Origin of the sequence: Psychromicrobium lacuslunae (genome assembly GCF_000950575.1) — a bacterium.
Lineage (GTDB): Bacteria > Actinomycetota > Actinomycetes > Actinomycetales > Micrococcaceae > Renibacterium > Renibacterium lacuslunae.
In genome coordinates, this window is record NZ_CP011005.1 from 2,668,043 (window position 1) to 2,690,575 (window position 22,533).

The 22,533-nt window shown below is 59.1% G+C and carries 21 protein-coding genes and 1 tRNA gene; 14 read left to right on the top strand and 8 right to left on the bottom strand.

Features of this window, described 5'->3' with window-relative positions; genetic code table 11:
• Nucleotides 1-16: 16 nt before the first annotated feature.
• Nucleotides 17-1,435 carry a phosphomannomutase/phosphoglucomutase gene (locus UM93_RS12485; protein WP_045075902.1) on the top strand — a complete coding sequence of 473 codons (1,419 nt, stop codon included), beginning with the start codon at nucleotides 17-19 and terminating at the stop codon, nucleotides 1,433-1,435.
• 225 nt (nucleotides 1,436-1,660) lie between these two features.
• A complete protein-coding gene (locus UM93_RS12490) occupies nucleotides 1,661-2,563 on the top strand; it encodes a hypothetical protein (protein WP_045075903.1) in 903 nt (300 codons plus the stop codon).
• 83 nt (nucleotides 2,564-2,646) lie between these two features.
• Here the strand turns inward: UM93_RS12490 and UM93_RS12495 are convergent, their stop codons facing one another.
• Nucleotides 2,647-4,470 (bottom strand): phosphoenolpyruvate carboxykinase (GTP), encoded by a 1,824-nt coding sequence (locus UM93_RS12495; RefSeq protein ID WP_045075904.1) that lies wholly within the window; start codon nucleotides 4,468-4,470, stop codon nucleotides 2,647-2,649.
• 261 nt (nucleotides 4,471-4,731) lie between these two features.
• Between UM93_RS12495 and UM93_RS12500 the strand changes: the two genes are divergently transcribed.
• A tRNA-Arg gene (locus UM93_RS12500) sits at nucleotides 4,732-4,804 on the top strand.
• A gap of 120 nt (nucleotides 4,805-4,924) precedes the next feature.
• On the opposite strand, the gene UM93_RS12505 is transcribed toward UM93_RS12500, so the two are convergent.
• The 3 genes from UM93_RS12505 to UM93_RS12515 are packed head-to-tail and all read right to left on the bottom strand — an operon-like array spanning nucleotide 4,925 to nucleotide 7,041.
• Complete coding sequence (locus UM93_RS12505; protein WP_157874144.1) at nucleotides 4,925-5,284, bottom strand: hypothetical protein; 360 nt, start codon at nucleotides 5,282-5,284, stop codon at nucleotides 4,925-4,927.
• Between the two features lie 19 nt (nucleotides 5,285-5,303).
• Nucleotides 5,304-5,858 carry a DnaJ family domain-containing protein gene (locus UM93_RS12510; RefSeq protein WP_052663780.1) on the bottom strand — a complete coding sequence of 185 codons (555 nt, stop codon included), beginning with the start codon at nucleotides 5,856-5,858 and terminating at the stop codon, nucleotides 5,304-5,306.
• Between the two features lie 19 nt (nucleotides 5,859-5,877).
• Nucleotides 5,878-7,041, bottom strand: coding sequence for a Cmx/CmrA family chloramphenicol efflux MFS transporter (locus UM93_RS12515; RefSeq protein ID WP_045077380.1), 1,164 nt, complete (start codon nucleotides 7,039-7,041; stop codon nucleotides 5,878-5,880).
• 323 nt (nucleotides 7,042-7,364) lie between these two features.
• On the opposite strand from UM93_RS12515, the gene UM93_RS12520 reads away from it, so the two are divergent.
• The 5 genes from UM93_RS12520 to UM93_RS12540 all read left to right on the top strand — a co-directional run bounded on the left by UM93_RS12520 (nucleotide 7,365) and on the right by UM93_RS12540 (nucleotide 11,944).
• Entirely contained in the window at nucleotides 7,365-8,798 is a 1,434-nt protein-coding gene (locus tag UM93_RS12520) for a dihydrolipoyl dehydrogenase family protein (RefSeq protein WP_045075906.1), read from the top strand.
• A gap of 87 nt (nucleotides 8,799-8,885) precedes the next feature.
• Nucleotides 8,886-9,500, top strand: coding sequence for a hypothetical protein (locus UM93_RS12525; RefSeq protein ID WP_052663781.1), 615 nt, complete (start codon nucleotides 8,886-8,888; stop codon nucleotides 9,498-9,500).
• A 41-nt stretch (nucleotides 9,501-9,541) separates the two neighbouring features.
• Nucleotides 9,542-10,150 carry a copper resistance CopC family protein gene (locus tag UM93_RS17210; RefSeq protein ID WP_052663782.1) on the top strand — a complete coding sequence of 203 codons (609 nt, stop codon included), beginning with the start codon at nucleotides 9,542-9,544 and terminating at the stop codon, nucleotides 10,148-10,150.
• Nucleotides 10,151-10,178: 28 nt separating this feature from the next.
• Nucleotides 10,179-10,712, top strand: a complete 534-nt coding sequence (locus tag UM93_RS12535) for a copper chaperone PCu(A)C (RefSeq protein WP_045075908.1) — start codon at nucleotides 10,179-10,181, stop codon at nucleotides 10,710-10,712.
• A complete protein-coding gene (locus UM93_RS12540; protein WP_045075909.1) occupies nucleotides 10,712-11,944 on the top strand; it encodes a Dyp-type peroxidase in 1,233 nt (410 codons plus the stop codon). Before UM93_RS12535 ends, UM93_RS12540 begins: the two co-directional genes overlap by 1 nt.
• 13 nt (nucleotides 11,945-11,957) lie before the next feature.
• On the opposite strand, the gene UM93_RS12545 is transcribed toward UM93_RS12540, so the two are convergent.
• Nucleotides 11,958-12,407, bottom strand: coding sequence for an acetyltransferase (locus UM93_RS12545; RefSeq protein ID WP_045075910.1), 450 nt, complete (start codon nucleotides 12,405-12,407; stop codon nucleotides 11,958-11,960).
• Between the two features lie 113 nt (nucleotides 12,408-12,520).
• On the opposite strand from UM93_RS12545, the gene UM93_RS12550 reads away from it, so the two are divergent.
• From UM93_RS12550 to UM93_RS12560, 3 genes are read left to right on the top strand one after another with little or no spacing between them, the layout of a single operon-like run.
• Entirely contained in the window at nucleotides 12,521-13,405 is an 885-nt protein-coding gene (locus UM93_RS12550; RefSeq protein WP_082057135.1) for an ABC transporter ATP-binding protein, read from the top strand.
• On the top strand, nucleotides 13,402-15,420 hold the full coding sequence (locus UM93_RS12555) for a YhgE/Pip domain-containing protein (protein WP_045075911.1): 2,019 nt from the start codon (nucleotides 13,402-13,404) through the stop codon (nucleotides 15,418-15,420). The genes UM93_RS12550 and UM93_RS12555 overlap by 4 nt, the downstream gene beginning before the upstream one ends.
• On the top strand, nucleotides 15,417-16,028 hold the full coding sequence (locus tag UM93_RS12560) for a TetR/AcrR family transcriptional regulator (RefSeq protein ID WP_045075912.1): 612 nt from the start codon (nucleotides 15,417-15,419) through the stop codon (nucleotides 16,026-16,028). Before UM93_RS12555 ends, UM93_RS12560 begins: the two co-directional genes overlap by 4 nt.
• A 19-nt stretch (nucleotides 16,029-16,047) precedes the next feature.
• Here the strand turns inward: UM93_RS12560 and UM93_RS12565 are convergent, their stop codons facing one another.
• Nucleotides 16,048-17,046, bottom strand: a complete 999-nt coding sequence (locus tag UM93_RS12565; protein WP_082057136.1) for an EamA family transporter — start codon at nucleotides 17,044-17,046, stop codon at nucleotides 16,048-16,050.
• Between the two features lie 57 nt (nucleotides 17,047-17,103).
• On the opposite strand from UM93_RS12565, the gene UM93_RS12570 reads away from it, so the two are divergent.
• Nucleotides 17,104-18,021 (top strand): LysR family transcriptional regulator, encoded by a 918-nt coding sequence (locus UM93_RS12570; RefSeq protein WP_234399307.1) that lies wholly within the window; start codon nucleotides 17,104-17,106, stop codon nucleotides 18,019-18,021.
• Nucleotides 18,022-18,103: 82 nt separating this feature from the next.
• Here the strand turns inward: UM93_RS12570 and UM93_RS12575 are convergent, their stop codons facing one another.
• Entirely contained in the window at nucleotides 18,104-18,622 is a 519-nt protein-coding gene (locus UM93_RS12575) for a SixA phosphatase family protein (protein ID WP_045075913.1), read from the bottom strand.
• A 72-nt stretch (nucleotides 18,623-18,694) separates the two neighbouring features.
• Nucleotides 18,695-19,516, bottom strand: a complete 822-nt coding sequence (locus UM93_RS12580; protein ID WP_045075914.1) for a winged helix-turn-helix domain-containing protein — start codon at nucleotides 19,514-19,516, stop codon at nucleotides 18,695-18,697.
• 772 nt (nucleotides 19,517-20,288) lie between these two features.
• Between UM93_RS12580 and UM93_RS12585 the strand changes: the two genes are divergently transcribed.
• Together UM93_RS12585 and UM93_RS12590 are read left to right on the top strand one after the other, a co-directional pair.
• Nucleotides 20,289-21,032, top strand: coding sequence for a response regulator transcription factor (locus tag UM93_RS12585; protein WP_045075915.1), 744 nt, complete (start codon nucleotides 20,289-20,291; stop codon nucleotides 21,030-21,032).
• On the top strand, nucleotides 21,029-22,525 hold the full coding sequence (locus UM93_RS12590) for a sensor histidine kinase (protein WP_234399308.1): 1,497 nt from the start codon (nucleotides 21,029-21,031) through the stop codon (nucleotides 22,523-22,525). The genes UM93_RS12585 and UM93_RS12590 overlap by 4 nt, the downstream gene beginning before the upstream one ends.
• Nucleotides 22,526-22,533: the final 8 nt, after the last annotated feature.

The following is a 22,533-nucleotide window of genomic DNA, read 5'->3' on the forward strand; positions in this document are numbered from 1 at the left end:
CGAATAGACTCATTCCGTGACTAATAATCTGAATTCCGAATCCCTGGACCTTTCGGCATCGTTCAAGGCCTACGATGTGCGCGGCATAGTCGGCGAAAGCATCACGGTGCCGATGGTTGAAGCGATTGGGGCAGCCTTCGTCGACACTCTGCAGCTGACCGGCCAGACTGTCTTAGTGGGCGGCGATATGCGGCCTTCCTCGCCGGAGTTCTGTAAAGCTTTTGCCAGCGGTGCGACCAAGCGTGGCGCCTCGGTCAAGCTGCTGGACCTGATTTCTACCGATGAACTCTACTTCGCTTCCGGGCATTTCAACGCGGCCGGTGCGATGTTCACCGCCAGTCACAACCCCGCTGAATACAACGGCATTAAGATGACCCGGGCCGGCGCTATCCCACTGTCTTCGGAATCCGGCCTGCAGGAAATCCAGGAACTGACGGCGCGCTACCTCGCCGAGGGCATTCCAGTGGTCGATCAGCCCGGTCAGATCGGCGTGCAGGACGTGCTTAAGGATTACGCCGGATACCTGCGCTCCCTAGTGGATCTCTCCGGTTCGCGGCCGCTCAAGGTAGTGGTCGATGCCGGCAATGGGATGGCTGGACTTACCACGCCCGCAGTGCTCGGCGATCAGTTACTTCCCGCGCTGCCGCTTGAAATTGTGCCAATGTACTTCGAGCTGGACGGCACCTTCCCAAACCATGAAGCTAATCCGCTGGAACCAGCCAATTTACGCGACTTGCAGGCCGCCGTTGTCCAGCACGGTGCCGATATCGGACTCGCCTTCGACGGCGACGCCGACCGCTGTTTCGTGATCGACGAAAAAGGCGATCCGGTCTCACCTTCCGCTGTCACCGGGCTGGTGGCACGCCGCGAAATCGCCCGAGCCAAAGCCGCGGGCGAAGAGACACCAGCGATTATTCACAATCTGATCACTTCCCGCGCCGTGCCAGAGCTGGTCACTGCCGACGGCGGTCGACCGGTACGCACCCGGGTCGGACACTCCTTCATTAAGGCTGTGATGGCCGCCGAGGGTGCCGTTTTCGGCGGTGAGCATTCTGCGCACTATTACTTCCGCGACTTCTACAACGCTGACACCGGAATGCTTGCCGCCATGCATGTGCTCGCAGCACTGGGCGAACAGCCTGGCCCGCTCTCCGAGCTAGGTGCAGAATACGAACCCTACGTTGCCTCGGGCGAAATCAACTCCAAGCTGGAGGACAAAGCCGGCGCGGTTGCGCGGGTCCGGGCCGAATACGAACGCGATGGCGTCACCGTGGATGAGCTTGATGGAGTGACCTTCTCCGCCGATTCCGGCGACTGGTGGTTCAACCTGCGCGCCTCCAACACCGAGCCGTACTTGCGTTACAACGGCGAGGCCAAGGACCAGGCAACGATGGAGTCGGTGCGCGACGCCGTACTTGCCATCGTCCGAGCCTAAGCTGTTCGCCTGTCCGCTGCCCACCCGACTCTCACCCTGCCCAGCCACCCGTTCGCGATAGTCCATTGACCTCGCGATAGGCTAATGATGCGTCAGTAGGCTATCCGGAAGTCATTGGACTATTCGGAAGGCAGGATCTACTCGTCCGGGGCCCCATTGCGAAGAATGAGCAGTGGGAGGACGTGGTGACTATCGCGACAATTACCAGCCCTAGGAGAGAAAATCATGACCATCATCGATGAAGACAATGCCCGACAAATGACCGGCGGGCTGCTGCAGGTTGCCGAAATTGAGCTGATCAACGCGCTCAAGCAAAACCGAAACGCAGCACCCATCGTCCGACTCAATGACTTTGAGAACAGGATCATCGATCCCGGCCTCGATCAAGCTCAACTCCTTTCCCTTGTGCCACAGGGTTTCGACGCGATTTTGGCCTACGTTATTGAGCACCTCAGACCACGCCGGGCCGAGTTCTCTTGTTTCTTGGTAGTAGTTGAGCCAATGGACGATGCCGCCCAGTCCAGCGCCGTGGTGCGGGCCGAACATCTGCTGGGCAATAGCCTGCAATGCCGGGCTACTTTCAATCGCAAGAAAATGCTTTCCGCGCCGAAGATCGTCGGTGAAATCGAAGGTATGGAGACAGCGCCCCTGCTCTGGGACGATAATGACCGTCGCGCCTATTTTGAGCAAGGCCGACAGTTCATCGGCCTGCCACCCCACGCGGGCGAGGATTTCAATGCGCTGCACGATTCTTTGCTGAGCATTGCTAAAACGCATATCGAGAAGAACGGCGAGTTCTTCCCCTTCGGGCAAACCATTGATCTCTCCGGGCAGCAAAACCTCAGCATGGTCGCCGAAGAAACCGAAGAGAGCAGCCAGCTCGTTGAGCTCATCGCCGCCGGCCAACGGCAAGAGCGGGATCAGCTCCGAGCCGCTGGCATCGCCTCCGAAGTGTACGTCCGTCAGAGTGCCGACTCCGATCCGGTGCCGGCTATTGCCGTCGACGTCGAGCTTTCGTCCGGGCCCAGCTTCCGCACTTTTACTCGCTGGCAGCGCGATGCAGCGAACGGTACGGTTCGGTTCTTGGAGACCGCCGCCCAGCCACCGCAGCCGCGAGTCTGGGCCTAGGCGCCGCTGTTCGCGATAGCCCAATGACAGGTCAGTAGATTATCCGGAAGTCATTGGGCTATCGCGAACCGGTAGAACCAGAGCTAGCCGAGGCGGCTCTTCAAGCCTTCTAGTTCGCCGAGCAACTCCTCGGGCAGCGAGCCACCGAAGCGGCGGTACCACTCGTCAATACTGTCGGCCTCCTCAGCCCACTCCAGGGCATCGACCTTGAGCGCGGACTCGAGCTCGAGGTCCGAAATCTCCAGCCCCTCCAGATCGAGCGATTCCGCGGTCGGCACGAAACCGATCGGAGTCTCTACCGCATCGGCCTTGCCTTCGATCCGCTCAATCGCCCATTTGACCACCCGGGAGTTATCACCAAAGCCGGGCCAGGCGAAACCGCCGTCGGGAGTCCTCCGGAACCAGTTCACTAGGAAGATCTTGGGGAGCTTCGCGGCGTCGACGCCCGAGGAGAGCTTGACCCAGTGCTTGAGATAATCTCCGGCGTCGTAGCCCATGAAGGGCAACATCGCCATCGGGTCACGGCGTAAGCGGCCGAGCGCTCCGGCGGCCGCAGCTGTGGTCTCCGAGGAGAGCGTGGAGCCCATGAAAATACCGTGGCTCCAGTCGCGGGACTGGGTGACCAAGGGGATCGTGGTCTTACGACGGCCGCCGAAGAAGATCGCCGAAAGCGGCACGCCATCGGGTTCGTGGTACTCAGGGGCCAGCATATCGATCTGGTCAATCGGTGTGCAGAATCGGGCATTCGGATGTGCCGCCGGGTGGTCCATATCTGGCGTCCAGGAATTGCCCTGCCAGTCGGTCAGGTGCTCAGGAGTATCGTGAGTCATTCCCTCCCACCAGACACCGCCGTCGTCGGTCAGCGCGCAGTTAGTGAAGATCGAGTTGCCCTTGCTGATCGCCCGCATCGCGTTCGGGTTAGTGTCCCAACCGGTGCCGGGCGCGACGCCGAATAACCCAGCTTCTGGGTTGACGGCACGCAACTGGCCTTCCTGATCGAAACGCATCCAAGTGATGTCATCGCCCAGCGTCTCCACCTTCCAGCCCTTGATGGTGGGATCGAGCAAGGCCAGGTTGGTCTTGCCGCAGGCCGAGGGGAAGGCTGCCGCCAAGTAATAGGTCTTCTGCTCGGGCGAGGTGAGCTTGAGGATCAACATGTGCTCAGCAAGCCAGCCCTCATCACGGGCCATCACCGAGGCGATTCGCAGCGCGTAGCACTTCTTGCCGAGCAAAGCATTGCCGCCATAGCCGGAACCGTAGGAGTAGATTGAACGCTCTTCCGGGAAGTGCACAATCCACTTTTCATCGCTGCAGGGCCATGGCACGTCTTGCTGGCCCGGTTCAAGCGGGGCACCGACGGAGTGTAGCGCCGGCACAAAGAAAGCATCCAACTCTTCAATCTTGCGCAGCACCTCAGTACCGATCTGCGCCATGATTCGCATTGAGGCGACCACATAGGCGCTATCGGTGATCTCGACGCCGAACTTCGGATCCTTGGCGTCCAGGTGACCCATCACAAAGGGGATCACATACATGGTCCGGCCACGCATGGCACCGGCGAAGAGCCCGTCCAGCTTGGTTTTCATTTCGGCCGGGTCCATCCAGTTATTGGTGAAGCCGGCGTCACTTTCCTTGGCCGAGCAGATGAAGGTCTGCTCTTCAACCCGAGCGACGTCCTTGGGGTCGGAGAAGCCCGCGAAGGAGTTCGGGAAAAGCTCAGGATTGAGTCGTTTCAGGGTGCCAGCCGCGACCAGTTCATCGGTCAGCTCTGCATACTCGCGTTCCGAACCGTCCACCCAATAGACCCGATCGGGTTGAGTGAGTTCGGCAACCTCGGCCACCCAATCTCGCAATCGCTGATTGGTGGTTGGTGCATCGCTAAGAACCTGCTGCGCGGTTTGGCCCATGATCTTCCCTTCATTGGGTCGGTGTATGCATCTCAGAGTAGGGTTTGCCGCAATAGGTGAATAGGGCGAACTTTGAGCAAACTTTGAGGAAAACACCGAAATTTCGGGGATTTTACTCAAAATATCTCTCAGTTTTTGTGATATAGATCACGTAGACCGGTCTATAATTTATCGATCTTTTGCCTGCAAAGCGTCACCGATTTGAAGGCGAGGCCGGTTCCGCGCTACAGTTGTCTTCGGCCTTTTAGCCGGTTTTAAAATGCGGGCGTAGCTCAACGGATAGAGCATCTGACTACGGATCAGAAGGTTGGGGGTTCGAATCCCTTCGCCCGCACGACTGGTTCCCCCTCACCGAACGGTGAGGGGGAACTTTTTGCTTAGCAGCCCCCGGAGCATTCAAACTCCTCAGGGCGCATTCCTCTGGTGACGGTCTTAGATACTTCACCGCTTTGCGTTAAGACTCCGACTCGGTTGCTTTGTCCCCGGCACCCGAACTGCCGCCCGGCTCAGCGGCCGGAGGCTGGTCAGCGCTGCTCTCGGCGGTCGGTTTCAGCCATGCATCGTGAGCCTTATCGTAGAGTGCGTCGACCTTACTTGCTAACCTGATGACGCCAATCAGGAGCGCGAGAAAACCGATCACCAGCAAGATGACACCAAGCAGCTGGATTAGCTGCCATATTGCAGTGCTCTGTCCTTCCGCCCGGCTCGCTACTGCCACTCCATCGGCACCGAACCAACAAATAACACCGCCAACAACGAGGAGTAAAAGGCCCCAGCCGATTAGCGCGGAGGACCGGCCAATTTTGTAGTTCATAGCCCGAGCATAGGCCACACTAACCCCGCGTCGCCCGGCGCTGCCGCCACCGAGCAATCTCGGTCTCAACGTCGCGAGTCTTGGTCACCACCGGTGGCCCACCCAAGAGCTGACGGCGTGCCTCAACAACCCGCCGATTGAAGTCCTCGATTAGTTCGCGAATCTGCTTCTCGGAAACCTGCCGATCCAACAAAGCGTCGAGTTCGGCATCTTCTTTGCGCAACATCAATGCTGGCGGCCCCAGCCCACTGAGCTGCTCGCGTTGAATCAACCCCTTGAGCCACCAATCGGGGTCGAAGTTAGGGCCGGAATTGGGCAGCGGCTTCCCGGCCAGCGCCAGATTATCGAAATCACCACGCGCAATGGCTTGCTCAACCGCGATATTGGCACGCACCGATTCGTTGCGGATGGACTGCTGAGGTGCAATCTCGGGCTTCACCGTCGACTCAACGCTTTGGTCAGCCTGGGCGTTCAAGTCAGCCGAGTCAGCCTCTGCTGGATGCCGCGCAGCTTCTCGCGCGACACGTCGCCTGGCAATATTTTTCAGAAGTTCAGCACGCTCTTTTCGACCCATGGTTCCTCCTTTCTCTAGGCTAACCAGTTTGGCGACGCCGTGTCGACACCAAGGAGGTGAGCAGCGCTAAGCAGACAAAACCTGCGCTCAGCAGCGCTGGCCCAGCCGCCCCGAGCCAGGAAGAAAAAGCCAGCCCGCCTAACACTGGCCCCAGTGCGGCCCCGATATTGAACGACATGGTGGCAAAGGCCCCCGCCATGGTCGGGGCGCCGGACGCCTCAGCCATGAAGCGCGCTATTAGTGCGCTGCCCAAGCCGAAGGACAATGCCCCCAGTAAGAGTGTCAATGGTAAAAACATAGCTAAAAACGCTGTCGGATGAGCTGCCAGAGAGCCGAGAATCGACCAGCCGATGGCCAATAACGCGCCCGCCAACCGACCGCTGGCAGCGGGTCTCCGGAGCGCCAGGCGACCCGCTAGAAGCACGCCAAGCAGAGCGCCGATGCCGAAAAGTGCCAGCACCAGCGGCACCATAGTGGCTGGCAATTTGGCGGCCTCGGTGACCAACGGTGCCAGATAGCTGAAACCACAAAAAGTGGCCGCGTTCACGGAGAGCGCGAGGAACATCAGTAGCAGCAGGCGAAAATTCCGCAGCGCGACGAACTCACTGATCAGGCGGCGTCTTTCCCCGGCTGGCAGCGAATTGCCGATCGACCGACTGAGCACCGCGAGCAGCCCAGGAACCGAGATCAGGGCCACCGCCCAAAGCGCACTGCGCCAGCCGAAACTCATCGCTAAAAACGCTCCGGCTGGCACACCGGCAATCAGCGCAATCGTGGTACCGGCCAGCACGATGGAAAGCGCTCGGTTACGCTGTTCGGTCGGCACAATTCGAGTCACCAGAGAAAGCGCAACAGCCAGAAAACCGGCATTGGCCAGGGCCGCGACAACTCGGCTGGCCAGGAGCACAGTGAAACTCGTGGTGATTGCCCCGAGCAGATGGACGGCAATGAAGACCAATAAGAATATCGCCAGACTGCGGCGCGGTGGCCAGCCTCGACTGAACGCCGCGGTCAGCGGTGCTCCGAACACCATACCGACGGCGAAGGCTGAAGTGAGCAGTCCAGCCTGGGGAACTGAAACGTCAAGCTCAGCCGAGAGATCCGGCAGCAGACCGGCAAGCATGAACTCCGAAGTTCCTTGCGCGAAGACGGCAATCGAGAACAAATAAACAGTAAAAGGCATAGCAATAAAAGGCATGAGGACTCCGAGGTGGGGTTGGGTGGTGGTCACAACCGATCCACGGAGCTGCTGAGTTGAGCAACTATCGAAGAGGCCCGCAGGCAACGTCTGACGCGTCTAGGGGTCTTGAAGAGCGGAAAAACCGGCGAAGAGCCGCGAAGACATTAGCGAGCTGAATACTGACGAAGCACGCCCCCGACACTAGGGGCGACTCAGAAGCTACCGAAGAGTCGGTAGCTCGGGTCTAGATGCTTCAGGTGAGCTCATAGTTTTAGCCTAGCAGCAGCTGTTAGCAATGCATCGCTGCTTCGGCGTAGGCTCGTAAAATGACTGAAGTCCGTTCTGAAGAGACCTTCGACGCGATCGTGATCGGAGCCGGCCCGGTAGGCGAGAATGTTGCTGATCGGCTGGTGAAGGGCGGCCTGAGCACCCTGCTCGTCGAGGCCGAGCTAATCGGGGGAGAATGTTCTTATTGGGCTTGTATGCCCTCCAAAGCGCTGATTCGACCGGGAGTAGCACTCAATAATGCCCGACAATTAGCAGGATCCAGGGAAGCCATTAATGGCCAACTCGACGCCCAGGCAGTCCTTGAGCGGCGCAACTCCTTCGCCTCGAATTGGAAAGACGACGGCCAGCTGGAGTGGGTTGAAAATGCGGGCATCTCCCTGCGACGCGGCAAAGCGTGGCTGATCGCACCGCGCACCGTTGAGATCGCTGACCCCGAAGCTGGTACTCACCTAGCCCACGCTCGGCAGGTGGTGGTGCTGGCCACTGGCTCAGTGCCGACCACTCCGGACATCCCCGGCCTTGCCGAGATCAGCTTTTGGGGCACCCGTGAAGCCACCAGTTCGCCGCGCGTTCCGGAGAGCCTACTGGTGATCGGCGGCGGCGTCGCTGGCACCGAGTTGGCGCAAGCCTATGCCCGACTAGGCGCTTCGGTCAGCCAGCTGATGCGTGGAAAATTGCTGGCAAAAATGCCCGAGCCGGCCCGCAAGTTGGTCGCTGAAGGTCTGGCCAAAGACAGCGTGAAACTACGTGAAGGAGTTAGTTTCAGGAAGGTCAGCCGGGATAGCGCCGGAGTGCATCTGGAACTCGACGATGGCGAGATATTGCAGGCTGAAGAAATCTTAGTGGCCACCGGACGGACCCCCGCAGTGACCGAACTGGGTCTGGCTGCCTTAGAACTGAGCGGCTTCGACGGGAGGCGACTGCGCACCGATCAGAGCGGCAAAGTTGACGGCACAGATTGGCTCTACGCGGTCGGCGACGTGGCTGGCAAGGTGCTGCTCACTCATCAAGGGAAGTATGAGGCCCGAATCACCGGAGACGCCATCGTGGCCAGGATCAACGGAGATTTCGACGGCACCGCCAAAGATTGGGGCAAGTACACCCAGACTGCCGATCAATACGCGGTGCCAAGCGTGGTCTTCACCGACCCCGAGATTGCCACCGTAGGCAGGACGGTCGAGAGAGCTGAGCAAGACGGTGTCAAGGTCACCGAAGTCTCCCTGCCGATCGCGGTAGCGGGCTCGAGTCTCTACCTCGATGACTACCAGGGTTGGGCCCAGCTGGTGATCGATGCGGATCGAAATGTCATCATCGGTGCCACCTTTGCCGGCCCTGACGTCGCTGAGCTTCTGCACTCAGCCACCATCGCCATCGTCGGCGAAGTTCCCTTGGACAGACTGTGGCACGCGGTCCCCTCATATCCCACGGTGAGCGAGATCTGGCTGCGATTACTTGAAAAGCTCGGTCTCTAGGCATTAGCTAGGGCAAAACTATTCGACAGGCCGTAGAAAACATTCCATACTGGTAGGGCAAATGTCTCCGGTGGCGAAAGCAGAATCATGGTCAGTCGCAGTGCCCGCATGGTGCGCGCCTGGATTGCTGCCGCTTTTGCCACCATGATTGCAGCCGCATCGCATACTTTGGGTGGCGGCTCAATACCTCATCCGCTGATTCTGGGGTTTTCGCTGGCAATCTCGGGGCTTGTCTGCCTCGCGCTAGCTGGCAAAATCCTCTCTTTACCCCGGCTTTCCCTCGGAGTGTTGTTCAGTCAGGCTGTTTTTCACACCCTCTTCAGCATTACTCCGACGATGAGCAGTAGCGGAACCATCCCCGGATCACATCATGGCGCCATGCAGCAGATACCTATGCCCACCGGGACGGCAGAGATGGGGATGGACCACACCTCGCTACCGATGCTCGGTGCGCACCTGATCGCAGCGATCGCCACCATCGCCCTGCTGCGACGCGGCGAAGTCGCCGCCATCGCACTGTGGCGGGCGATCAGCATCGAACTACGCGACTTCTTCAGCCTGCGAGTAGTACACAGTCCCGCAGCGCCGGAAACCATCAGCGCCGTAGTCACTTGCCATTTCCGCGTCCTCACCGACTTGGGCGCCCCGCAGCTCACCATGCGGCACCGTGGCCCGCCGGAGTTCCCCGCTCCCACCCACTAATCACCCGGCTCGCAGGACGAGCCTCAACCGGGGAAATAATCATGCCTTCAACCCTTTTCAGGGGTTGGTGGAAGATCTTTGCTGCCCTCATCGCGGCGGTCTTTGTGTTGCTGTCCGGCGCCTCCAGCGCTTCGGCACACGATCAGCTCATTTCCACCACCCCGGCAAATAACTCACAACTCAGCACCGCTCCGGCCAAGATCACCTTGACCTTCAGCGCCAAGCTTCTCGACCTCGGTAACGAGGTAGTGATTGCTGACGCCAGAGGCACCAACTGGTCGGCCGGAAAATCCACTCTCGCCGGTGACACTATGACTCAAGCCGTCAAAACAGCCCTGCCAAAGGGGCAGTACGAAGCCCGTTGGCGAGTGGTTTCCAGCGATGGACACCCGATCAGCGGCAGCTTTCGCTTCGCAGTCGGCGAAGCGGTGAGCGAGGGCTCTCTGCTGCCAGCGGTAACCCAGAGCGCGGAGCCGGTGGAGACCCCATCAGCGACCTCGGTCGCAGTGCCCGCAGCGGAGGATACCCAGAACAATGCCTCCTGGCTGAACCAGCCCTGGCTGCTCTGGGCAGGCATCGGTGCCGCCGTAGGCGTGCTCGGCTACCTGATCTATATAGCCGTGGGCAATGCCCGAAAAGACACTAACTAACACTATGCACTGACGTGCAAGGAGAATCATGAAGAAGATTTTTAGTCTGACCGCAGCTTCACTCGGCATCGCCGCCCTCGCCCTGACCGGTTGCTCCGGCACCGCAGCTTCGAGCAGCTCGAATGCTGGCAGTCCCAGTAGCAGCGCAAGCCAGCTGGCCGAGACACCAAGCAGTGGCCTGAGCATTGTGGATGCCTGGGTTAAGTCCAATGGCACCAAGATGACCGGGGCCTTCGGAATCCTGAAGAACAATACCGATCAAAACATCGTCGTGATGAAGGCCAGCACCCCGGCGGCGGGCATGGTGGAGCTACATGAAACCGTGATGGCCGCCGATGGCAGCATGAAAATGCAGCCCAAAAAAGGTGGCTTCGTGATTCCCGCGAAGGGCCAGCTGGAGCTCAAACCCGGCGGCAACCACATCATGCTGATGGAAGTCGGCAAGGCGATTAACCCGGGCGATGAGCTCAGCTTCGAGTTGAGCCTTGAGGGCGGCAAAACCATGAGTTTCAAAGCCCCGGCTAAGGCCTTCTCGGGAGCGAACGAAACCTACGCGGGCTAATGAGCGAGCGCAAAACACGGCTCCCGCGGCGGCACCTCTTGATCGGGGGTGCCGCCGCGGGCACCGGCGCGCTCGGCGCCGCATTGATCGGCAACGGACTTGCCAACTCCCCGAATCACCTCGCCTCGGCGCCAGGCACTGCCTCCGACACAACGTTCAATGGTGATGCCAGGCAGCCTTTCTACGCGAAGCGGCAGTCAGGTATTGAAACCCCGGCGCAGGCACATGCCAGTTTCGTCGCGCTCAACTTGAACCCTGGGCTGCGCGCCGACGGGGTACGTCGACTGCTGAAACTCATCAGCGATGACGCGGCAAAACTGAGTCAAGGTACAGCTGCGCTTGCTGATATGGAAGCCGAACTCGCGGAAAAACCGGCAAATCTGACCATCACATTCGGCTTTGGTCCTGGATTTTTCCAGGCCATCGGCAAGCCCGTGCCGGCTTCGGCGCAGCCGCTGCCAGCCTTCAACATCGATCGGCTGCGTGCCGAGTACAGCGGCGGCGACTTGCTTTTGCAGCTGTGCTGCGATGATCCCATCACGCTGGCTCACGCTCAGCGGATGCTGCTCAAAGACGCCAGATCCTTCAGCACGGTGCGCTGGGCACAGAGTGGCTTCCGGCGCGCGGTTGGCACCGAAGCTGCGGGGACGACGATGCGGAATCTCTTTGGTCAGCTCGACGGCACCGGGAATTCCCCGTCCGGCAGCGCAGAGCGCGAGAGGATCATCTGGGGCGACCAACACACAGCTGCCTGGCACCCCGATGGCACCTCACTGGTGCTACGTCGAATTTCAATGGATCTGGATAAGTGGGATGAACTGGATCGCGGCGGCCGAGAAGAGTCGGTAGGGCGAACCCTTGCTACTGGTGCGCCGCTAACCGGCAACCAAGAGTTTGACGAGCCCGACTTCGAAGCGAAGACTTCCCTGGGTTTCCCGGTGATCGCCGATTTCTCCCATCTACGTAGGTCGCGCCCGGACGATTCGCGGCAGCGGATCTTCCGACGGGCTTATAACTACGAACAATTGGCCACTGGTACCGGCACAACGACCTCGGGTCTGCTTTTCGCCAGTTATCAGGCTAGTGTCGCAGAGCAGTTCACTCCGATTCAGAAACGTTTGGACGAACTGGATCTACTCAATCAATGGACCACCCCAATTGGTTCAGCAGTGTTTGCTATCCCGCCAGGTTGTGCCGCTGGCGGCTTCATCGGAGATTTTCTGTTTTCCTGAAGCTCAACCTGGCTCAGCTCGTCGTCCCCGGCTGAGCCAGGTGCAGGATCGGGTAAGGGTTGCCGTCGGAGTCGGTTTCCGAACGACTTTGCTGCCGGAAACCGAGCCGTCGATAGAACTCGATGGCAGCCGGATTCTGCTCATTGACATCGACCCGGAGCGGGCCGATCCGCCGCATCGCTTCGGATACCAGGGCGCGGCCTATCCCCTGACCATGCACTCGTGGATCAACAAAGAGCATCTCGAGCTTATCGCGTTGATAGCCGGCAAAGCCGAGCGGCTGACCGCTTTCGGATTCGGCCAGCTGTACTAGCAGCGCTGGTAGGTACTCAGAAAGTATTTGCGGTTCCCAGCCATCGATCTGCTCCGCACTGACGAAATCATGAGTTGCTTCAACAGCAGCGCGCCAAATCGCTGTCAGCGCGGGAAAATCGGCCGGTTGCGCGAGGCGCAAGGTGAACATATCTCAAGTCTAGACCCGTCCCGAGGGTCAAAGCAGAACAACATTTAGTTCTATTTGAACTGACCAGTCAGTTCTGTTAGCTTAGAAGGAGAACATCGTCGAAAGGCACTACCGTGCTCGTTGCCCAGCAACTCAGGGTCAAAGGCAGACACTACGACCTGGTACCACCACTGACCATTGAGGCAGCAGTCGGCTCACTCACCCTCGCAGTGGGTGATCTGCAGCCGCAACGAACCGCACTGGCCCTCACCCTGAGCGCCAGAATGAAACCGAGCGACGGCCTGGTCAGCTGGGGGCAAAGCTCCAAATTCAAGCACTTACGGCGACATAGCGCGCTGATCGACTCGCCGACGGTGAATGAACCCGAGCCGCACCTCAGCGTCAAAGACCTGGTCACCGAAGATCTAGCGTTAATCCCCCGCCGCTATCGAGGCATTCGACGGGCATCGGACTGGCTGACGGTGAATTCCTTTGAAGATATTGCCGATGCCTTGGTTGAAGAATTACCCGCGGCCCGCAGACTCGAGTTGCTCTGCACGCTGGCACTAGCTAACCCCGAGGTCGACCTCCTCGTTGTCGACTCCCCGGACCGGCGGGGACCGCACCCGCAGAATTGGCTTCCGCAATTACAGCACCGTGCCCAAGATGAGGGTCGCCCGCTCTGCATTGTGGCCACCGTTGCACAGGTCCCCGAAGACTGGCAGGGCCGGGTGATCAGGATAGAAAACCCAACCGCAAAGCCCGAAGAGCCCAGCAGTGAGGGAGCGAGGGAGCCTGCCTCGACGCTGGAAGCCCCCGAGCCGGTGACTGGTCAACTAACAGCAACCCAGTACGCCGCTGCCGAACCGCCAGCGATCGAAGAAAATTCACCAAATCAGCCGCTAACCGCCCCGCTCACCCCCCTCCACGCTACCGACAGCAGCACGGCGCAGCACCGAGCGACGCCTGCTGAGGCGTCCGAGAAACAACCCGAAGAAGAATCGCAGGAACTCCGATGACCGTCTTCCGCTTGGCACTTTCTGAACTCAAGCGCATGACCAGTGGGCTGCTGCCCAAACTTTCGCTGATTGCTATCACGCTGGTCCCGCTGCTCTATGGTGCTGTTTATCTCTACGCCAACTGGGATCCCTATGGGAATCTTGATCAACTCAAGGCAGCCATTGTGGTCAACGATGAGGGCACTAGCAAGGACGGCAAACCGCTCAAAGTGGGCGAGGAAGTAGCTAATAACCTAGTCGATGGCAAGAAATTCGACTGGGTGATAGTCGATTCCGATCAGCAAGCCGACGCCGGAGTGGCTGACGGCACATATTCTTTTGCGCTAAAAATTCCCAAGGATTTTTCAGCAAATCTCGCCTCGCCAGCTAATTTCGACTCGGCCAAACAGGCCATCCTCGACGTCACCACCAATGACGCAAATGGCTACATCCTGTCTTCAATTGTCGACAAGGTCACCTCCCAGGTGCACGACAGTGTGGCCAAACAGGTCGGCGAAACCACCGCCAATCAGCTACTCACCGGCTATGGCACGGTGCACGCGCAAATCGTCAAGGCGGCCGACGGGGCGACCCAGCTTGCTAACGCAGCCAAGCAACTACACGACGGCACCACGAAGCTACAGACCGGTAGCCAAGAACTCTCCAGCGGGGCCAATGAATTAGCCAGCGGTCAAGCGCAGCTCGCGAATGGCGCCAATCAGCTCAGTACCGGCGCCGGCACCCTGTCTGCGGGCTTGAATCAGTTGCAGAGCAAGACGGCTAATCTGCCGGATTCGGCGCAACAGCTCGCCAGTGGAGCGGCCCAGGTGGCTGCCGGCAATGCCACCTTGAACACAAAAGTACAGTCCGCGGTCAGCACCCTGGCCAAGCTGGACACCCAAGCTTCCACCGCCGTCGGCAATGCGCTCGACAAGCTGGTCAGTGACGGGGTGATCACGGCTGAACAGAAGGGCTCAATTTCAAGTGCGCTGGAGAAGGACGTCAATGGCGTCAAGAGCAAGATCGATGCGGACGCCGCGGACATCCAAAAACTGGCCACCGGCTCACAGGCGGTGGCCAATGGTGCCTCGCAACTCGCCGCCTCGACGCCCGCACTGAGCAGCGCGATTAGCCAGGCCAGCAGCGGCGCGAATCAACTTGCTAGTGGGGCCGCTACGCTAGCCTCTTCAGAACAGCAGGCACTGGCCGGGACCAATAAACTAGCCAGCGGGGCGAAAACTCTGAATGACGGTGTCGGCACGCTGAACACCGGAGCTGGCAAGCTCGCCGACGGTGCCAAAACGCTGGCCGATCAATTACACAAGGGCGCCGGTCAAATCCCCAACCCCAATGATGAGGCCAAAGCCAACGCCTCCAAGGTGATCTCCGACCCCATCGCGGTGAACAATCTAGACCAAGCCAAGGCCCCCAATTATGGCGCAGGGCTGGCGCCGTTCTTCCTGGTACTGGCACTCTGGATCGGCGCTTTCATGCTGGTGCAAGCGATGCGCCCGCTCACCCAGCGCGCACTCGCTTCCAATGCCGCTTCCTGGAAGGTGGCACTTGGCGGTTGGCTGCCGTTCCTGACTGTCTCGGTCATCCAGGCCGTGGTGATGTACACCGTGGTGTTGTTCGGGGTGGGACTGAATCCGGTCCATCCCTACCTCACCCTCGGCCTCCTACTACTCGCCTCAATGGCGTTCACCGCGCTTATTCAGGGCATCGTGGCACTGCTCGGCACCCCCGGGAAACTCGTGGTGCTCATCCTGCTGGTATTGCAACTGGTCGCCTCCGGCGGCACCTTCCCCTGGCAGACCACCCCGGAACCCCTGCATGCCATGCACACCATCTTGCCGATGGGGCACGTTGTTGAGGGGATGCGGCACCTGATCTACGGTGCTGACCTCGCCCCGCTGGGTCCGATCGCTATCGGCCTAGTGATCTATACCTTGATCGGCTTAGTGCTGTCGGTGCTTGCGGTGCGCAAGCGCAAAATCTGGACACTGAGCACCCTACAACCGGAGATTTCGATATGAGCACCGAAATGAGCGATACCACGGTCAAGCGACCGGAGCGCACCAACGCCACCAAGCAGAAGCTTTTCGACGCGTCAATGCAGCTGATTGGCGAGCGTGGCCCCGCCGAAGTCACGGTAGATGAGATAGCGGCAGCCGCGGGCGTCTCCAAGGGTACCGTTTATTACAACTTCGGCAGCAAGACCGAATTGATCTCACAGTTGCTGGAGTATGGCGTTAGCCTGCTAGAGCAACGGCTCGCCCCCGACGAGAGCCTGCCCTCGCTTGAAGCCCTGGAGAGAATGCTCTCCAGCACTCTCGACTTTTTCGAGGAATATCCATCCTTCACCCAGCTTCTAGTCTCCGAGTTATGGCGAACTCCGAGCGCCTGGCGGGACACCCTGGTGATGCTGCGGGAACGGCTTTTCCTGCTCGCCGGGAACACTCTGAGCCGGGTGGCTCAAGAGCATCCGGTCCGTGAGGAGGTACAGCCGCAGGCAATGGTGGGCCTCACTTTAGGAGCGACCCTGATCGTCGGGCTGGACCGTCAAGTCTTCCACCCGGAACGCAGCAAAGCTGAGGCACTGACCGCGTTGATGACCGTGATGACCGGCTATCTCCGCGACTGAGCCGGCTGGACCGCGCCCACTATCCTACCCTTTCGCTCGCCGAGGTTCCCGCTGGCACTCCCGCTGCGGTGGCTGGACTCGCGGTCTGCACCCCAGCGTCCTTAGCTTTTGACCCGCGCAAAGCATCGCGGAAAGGCCGGCGAGGCATCTTCAGCACCGCGAAAGCAACACCAAGGAGCAATAAGGTGCCACCCAATAGCTCCGCCGCGCTTGGCACCTCATGGAGCACCAGCCAGGCCGAAAGCATGCCAACCACCGGGATCAATAGCGAGAATGGTCCGACCGCACTGGCCGGGTAGCGGCTCAAGAGGCTGTTCCAGATCCCATAGCCGACCAGGGTCGAAATCAGTGCGGTGTAGAGCGCGCCAATAATGGCAGGCCAATGCAGGTGGCTGAGCGTATCACCCAAGGCATTCGGCCCCTCGATGAAGAGGGAGAGCAGATACATTGGTACCGGCACCACGGTTCCTGACCACACTGCCATACTCAGACCGGAGGATTTTTGATCCGCGGCAGCAGGATTACGCTGGGCGATCCGAGTGATGACATTGCCGATTGACCAGGAGAAACCTGCCACCAGGGTGAGCAGGAAGGGCAAGATCGGCGCTACCTGGGCGCGAGCAACTCCTACAATGGCCAGGCCCAGCACGCCCAACGCAATGCCAATGAGCTGCATCCTGCTGGGCCGCTCCTTGAGCACACCCATGGCAATCAAGGCGGTAAAGAGCACCTGGGCTTGCAGCACCAGCGGCGCCAATCCAACCGGCATGCCAAGTGCCAGTCCAAGGTAGAGCATGGCGAACTGACCCAAGCTAGTGGTCAAGCCAATTGCCACCACAACTTTCCACCCTGCCTTGGGTGGTTTGATGAAAAATACCCAGGGGAAAATTACCAGCAGGAACCGCAACGCTAGGGACAAGAAGGGTGGCACATCCTGCAAGGTCGCATTGATCGCTAAGAAGTTCGCCCCCCAGATCACGGCGGTCAGAATCGCTAGCAGGGCGTGTTTGAGTTGCATAGCTCAAGTCTGACAAAGAAGTTATTTAAGTAAAAGCAAATGTTTTAGCCGATAATCATGTACATTTACTTCATGATTGATGTGATGGCGGTGCGCGCTCTGGTCGCGGTTTCCCAGCACGGTTCGGTTATCAGCGCCGCAGAGTCGCTGGGCTACAGCCCTTCGGCAATCTCTCAGCAGATTAAGAAGTTGGAGAAGCAGGCCGGCGGCGCGCTGCTGGAGAGACATGGTCGCGGAGTGCTCTTGACCGAGCGAGGCCTGAGCATGTCCGAGCAAGGCCGGAGGGTCCTGGAAGAACTTGAACAACTTGAAGTCACTCTGTTGGCCGACCCGAGCAAGCCCAGCGGTCCGGTACGGATCAGTGCGTTTTCCACCGCCTGCCGCGGCCTGGTGGGACCGCTGATCCAGAAACTCGAAAAGGAAGGTTCAGCCATCCAGCTCCGAGTAGTCGGCGAAGATCCCGAAGAATCGGTGCAGCGGGTTGCCAGCGGAGAAGCTGATCTGGCATTGGTGCACAATTGGAACTCGGTTCCGCTCCCTATCCCGGAGCAGCTGATGGTCACGGAGCTCTGCCAGGACCGCGCCGATGTGCTGGTCCATCGTGATCATCCGCTGGCTCAGCGAGGCAGCGTTTCCGCAGCAGATCTATTAGATGAGTGGTGGATGGCGACACCGGTGGGGATGATCTGCCACGAGGCATTAATGCGGATGTTCTCGGAGATGGGGATCTTGCCGAAGGTCAGGCTCTTCGACCCGGATTTCAGCACGCACATCGGCCTGGTCGAGTTGGGCGTCGGAGTTGCCCTAGTGCCTAGGCTGGGTCGCGCCGAGTTGCCCGCCAACGTGGTGGCACTTGAACTGCGTGAGCCCGCTCAGCGACGCGACGTGAAAATCATTTATCGCCGCAGCCTAAGCGCCAGCCCGGCAATCAATCACCTAGTCTCAGCCCTCAAAGAAATCGCCACCACCCGCTAACTCCCCAACCACTGCGCGGTCACACCATCCACATCTCGACACTCGACGGAGGGGGGGTGGGGATAACCGCTGGCTGGATGGGCTAGCGGGGAACCACGAAATGACGCAGCTCAGCGTCCTGACCGTCCAGCTCGGCCCAGGAAGACGCAGTCTCAAAGACCGCTAGGGACGAGGTGGGATAGCGCTCAGCCAGCTGCATATAGGCTTTCGGATCCGAATCCCTCGATGCCAGTCGCAACCCTAGATCCTGCACCGTCGGTAGATGCGAAATCACCAATAGTGAGGTGACAGTCTCGGGTAGATGATTGATCAGCGCCAGCATCCGCGACTCTCCAGCGTCATAAAGATCGTCCTCAAGCTTCGGCGTCGGGGCTAAGTCAGCCAACTCCGTGCACACCCAAGTACAGCTCTGCCGCGCTCTCAGGGCGGAGGAACAGAGAATGAAGTCTGGAACGTTATGTGCCAGCAACCATTGCCCCGCCAGGCGAGCCTCAGCGTGTCCGCGAGCCGCTAACGGCCGGTCATGATCGGCAACGCCACGAGGATAGTCAGATTTGGCATGCCTCATCAGAACCAGTCGCTTGAGGTGATGGACGCTCATTGCGCCAGTCTAGTTTGTTTAGTCGCGCGTTATTCGCGAAGTCACAACGCTAGCTGGGTACTTGGCTAGTGCTTAGATCGAGTATTCCGGGGCCGCCCAAACGATGACCTCGGGATGCTCGTAGAACCGGTAGCCTTCGCCACGAACGGTACGCACGGTGTTCGCCAGCCGACCCAATTTAGAGCGAAGTCGACGGATATGAACATCGATAGTGCGCTCATTGGGAACCTCATCAGCATTCCGCCAGAGGCCGTCCAGAAGTTCCTCACGCCCCACCGTCCGAGTGCCATTTTCCACCAGGTAATTCAGCAACTCGAACTCCTTGAAAGTTAGATTCAAGGTATCTCCGTCGAGGTGAACCTCGCGTCGGGCAAGGTCGATCAGCACGCCAGCCGGGCGGGGTTCCTGAACATTGCTGACCCGCAACTCGGGTCGCTGCCGAGGAGCAACCGTCGGATCGCCGAAAGTCGAACGCACCACGTCAAGCGATGAACCCGGCGCATCAGCTGCGGCAATTGCTACCGCAGCGTAGCTCTGCGCTTGCGGCACCAAGGACTGGGCGTAGGCCCGGATATCCTGCGCCAGTTTGGCCAGCGAAGTACCGTTAGCGGCCGCGGTCTCTTCATCGATGCCGACATAAAGCACGAATCCATGAGCGACGTTATCCTGCCCGACGGGGCGAACCGTCGAACCGCTACCAGCCACCAGGGCGGTCGGAGCGGTTACCGGCGGGCTGACACGCTGCGGAACTGCGCGCAGCGGGGCTTGACGTTGCGGTTCGGCCTGGCCGACGGGCCGGGGAGCCGAATTATGTGGGAAACCGGGGATGCCGGTCCGGGAGACCTTATTGGCATTGCGAACTGAAATATGGACGTATCCGGGTGCAATTGACATGTGATTAACCTCGTTGTGAATTGTCGTTGACGATAGTAACGACTCGAATGCTTGACCTCGTCGATGATGCTGCGAGGTTTTGCCCATCATTGGGCTGACCAGATTGGTCGGTGCCTGGAGCTCTTGGGTTGTAGAGGCTAGGGCTGCATTCGACAACAGCACATATCCCGTCCGAGCAGTGCTTCGGATCGAGTTGCTGCGGCTGCAGATGCGCTTGAGTGGATCTTCACATATGAAGTGTGCAACGTAACAATCCAAACTTGCAAGTAATAATGTCCTGAAACGTCCACATTTTGAGACAAATTAGTCCAATGTGAGCAACATCACTTCCAGGGAGGGGAGTGAACTTAATTCTGAGATTCACCTGCTTTCGACTTTTTAGGATGAAATAATCGATTGATACTCCAATTTACCAGTCATAAATTCGGAAAAAATAGCCTTGTTGAGAGAAACCCAACTCCTGGTCGCCTTGACCACAACAACTCCACTTTGCATCATGTCCAAAATCTGAGAACGACTTGCCTACCGGGCGATGCGGTGTTGCCATCAACTTCTGGAAGCTCCGGAACGGGCACCTCTCGGCTCAGCGGATCGTTGAGAGCTACATCAGGGCCGCGAACGAACTGTTCAGTCATCAACCGTTCAGCCTGCGGCTCAGGAACGCTTATGGGGGCCGCGAGGCGGTACTCACCGGCTGAAGATTCACAGTTTCCACAGTCAATCTTCAGCAATCTTCGAGGCTAAATATATTGGATTGTCAGAAAGTTAGATTATGGCTACTACACGAAACTTCACCGAGAACCTGCCGAAACTGAGCCACCCTGACGGCTCGCCGATTCGCGCCTTGGTGGTCGACGACGAGCCAAGTCTGGCGGAACTGATGTCAATGGGGCTACAGATGGCGGGTTGGGACACCCAAATCGCTCATGACGGCAGCAGTGCGGTCAAGATCGCCCGCGAGTACCGCCCCGACGTCTTAGTGCTTGACATCATGCTGCCCGGCTTCGACGGTGTCGAGTTGCTCGGCAAGATTCGCGGCTTTGCGCCAGATATTCCAGCGCTCTTTCTGACCGCTAAGGATGCCGTGCAGGATCGAGTCGCCGGACTCACCGCAGGTGGAGATGACTATGTCACTAAGCCTTTCAGCATGGAAGAAGTGCTGCTGCGCTTGCATCGGATTGTGCAGCGCGCCGGGGTGACGGCGGTTGATGCGGCCGAAATCCGGGTCGGTGACCTGGTGCTTAACCACGATACCCGCCAGGTGATGCGCGGTTCGGACGAGATCATGCTGACCGCCACAGAATTTGAGTTGCTCCGCTATTTGATGGAAAACCCCAAGCGGGTGATCAGCAAGACCCAGATCTTGGACCGAGTGTGGAACTACGACTTCGGCGGTCAGGTCAATATCGTCGAACTTTACATCTCCTATCTACGCAAGAAGATCGAGGCCAATCATCCAGCAATGATCCATACCGTTCGCGGGGCTGGGTACATCCTCAAACCGGCTGAACAGTGAGTAAGGCGGCGCCTGTTGATTCGTCAACCGCGTCGCAGGCGAAGAAATGGCGAGAACTCCGCTCTCAGCAATGGCTGAAGTTCTCGGACTGGAGCCTGCGTTCCAAAATGGTGATGGCCACCCTGGCACTACTCACCGCGATCTGCTTTATTGTCGGCTTGGTCTGTTACGCCTCGATGAGCTTAGTGCTCAATAACCGGCTGAATGCCGATCTTGTCGATGCCTCGAATCGAGTGACGGCCGCTTACCAGCATGGTGTGACAACGATTTCTGATATCCCCGGCACCAATAAAGGCACCCTCATCGCTTACGTCAAAGACGGTAGCATCGCCGGAAATGTGCAGATCTCCGCGAGCACGAACTCGGCGAAGGCCTTACCTAGCTCCGATGCCGGAGACCTCACCTCGATCGAACCAATTGATAGCTTCGTCGACCGAGAGCTGACTCTTGGCGACTACCGTCTGGTAGCGGTCAGGATGAGCGATGGGGTGATTGTGCTGACCGGCCTGCTGAGCAAATCGGTGCACGACACCCTAGCGGCATTGATCTCGACCATCATTTTGGTCTCCGCCTCCGGTTTGATCGCGATGGGTTTGGTCGGCACCGTGATTATTCGTCGCGCGATGGCGCCGCTCAACCAGCTCTCAGCGGTTGCCACTAAGGTTTCCAAGCTTCCGCTTGACGAAGGCGAAGTCACCCTGGCCGAACGAGTGCCAAGCTCAGCCGCCAACCCGAATACCGAGGTCGGTTCGGTGGGATTCGCACTAAACCGAATGCTGGACAACGTCGCGCAGGCGCTGCAGGCCAGGCAGCGCAGCGAGACCAAGGTCCGGCAGTTCGTCGCCGACGCCAGCCACGAACTGCGCACCCCGCTGACCGCAATCCGGGGCTACACAGAAATGCTGAGAATGACCGAGGATCTCAGCCCCTCGGGAGAGAAGTCGCTCTCCCGAGTGGAATCCCAATCGAAGCGAATGGGTGCCATGGTTGAGGATCTCCTCACCCTGGCACGGCTTGATGAAGGCAAACCACTTGAGTTAGCCGATACCGAAATGACCCAGTTGGTGCTGGAGACGGTCAATGACATGAAAGTCGCGATCAGCGATCACCGCTGGCAACTCGACCTCTCCAGCGACCCGTTCATCATCAAAGCGGACGCCGGCGCAATTAGGCAGGTTCTGCTTAATTTGCTTTCCAACGCGGCGAAACACACCGATATTGGCACCACGGTAACCACCGGTTTGCGTAGCCTCGACCAAGCCACCGTGCGACTCAGCGTCCGAGACAACGGCCCGGGCATCCCAGCGGAATTCCAAGCCGATATCTTCGACCGTTTCTCTCGCGTCGATGTGGCCCGTTCCGGGCACGACGGCACCACCGGCCTGGGACTGTCTATCGTGCATGCCATCGTGCAGGCGCATGGCGGCAAAATAACGCTCAACTCTCAGCCCGGAAACACCGAGTTCATGGTTGACCTACCTCGCGGACAGTGAGCTTTAGC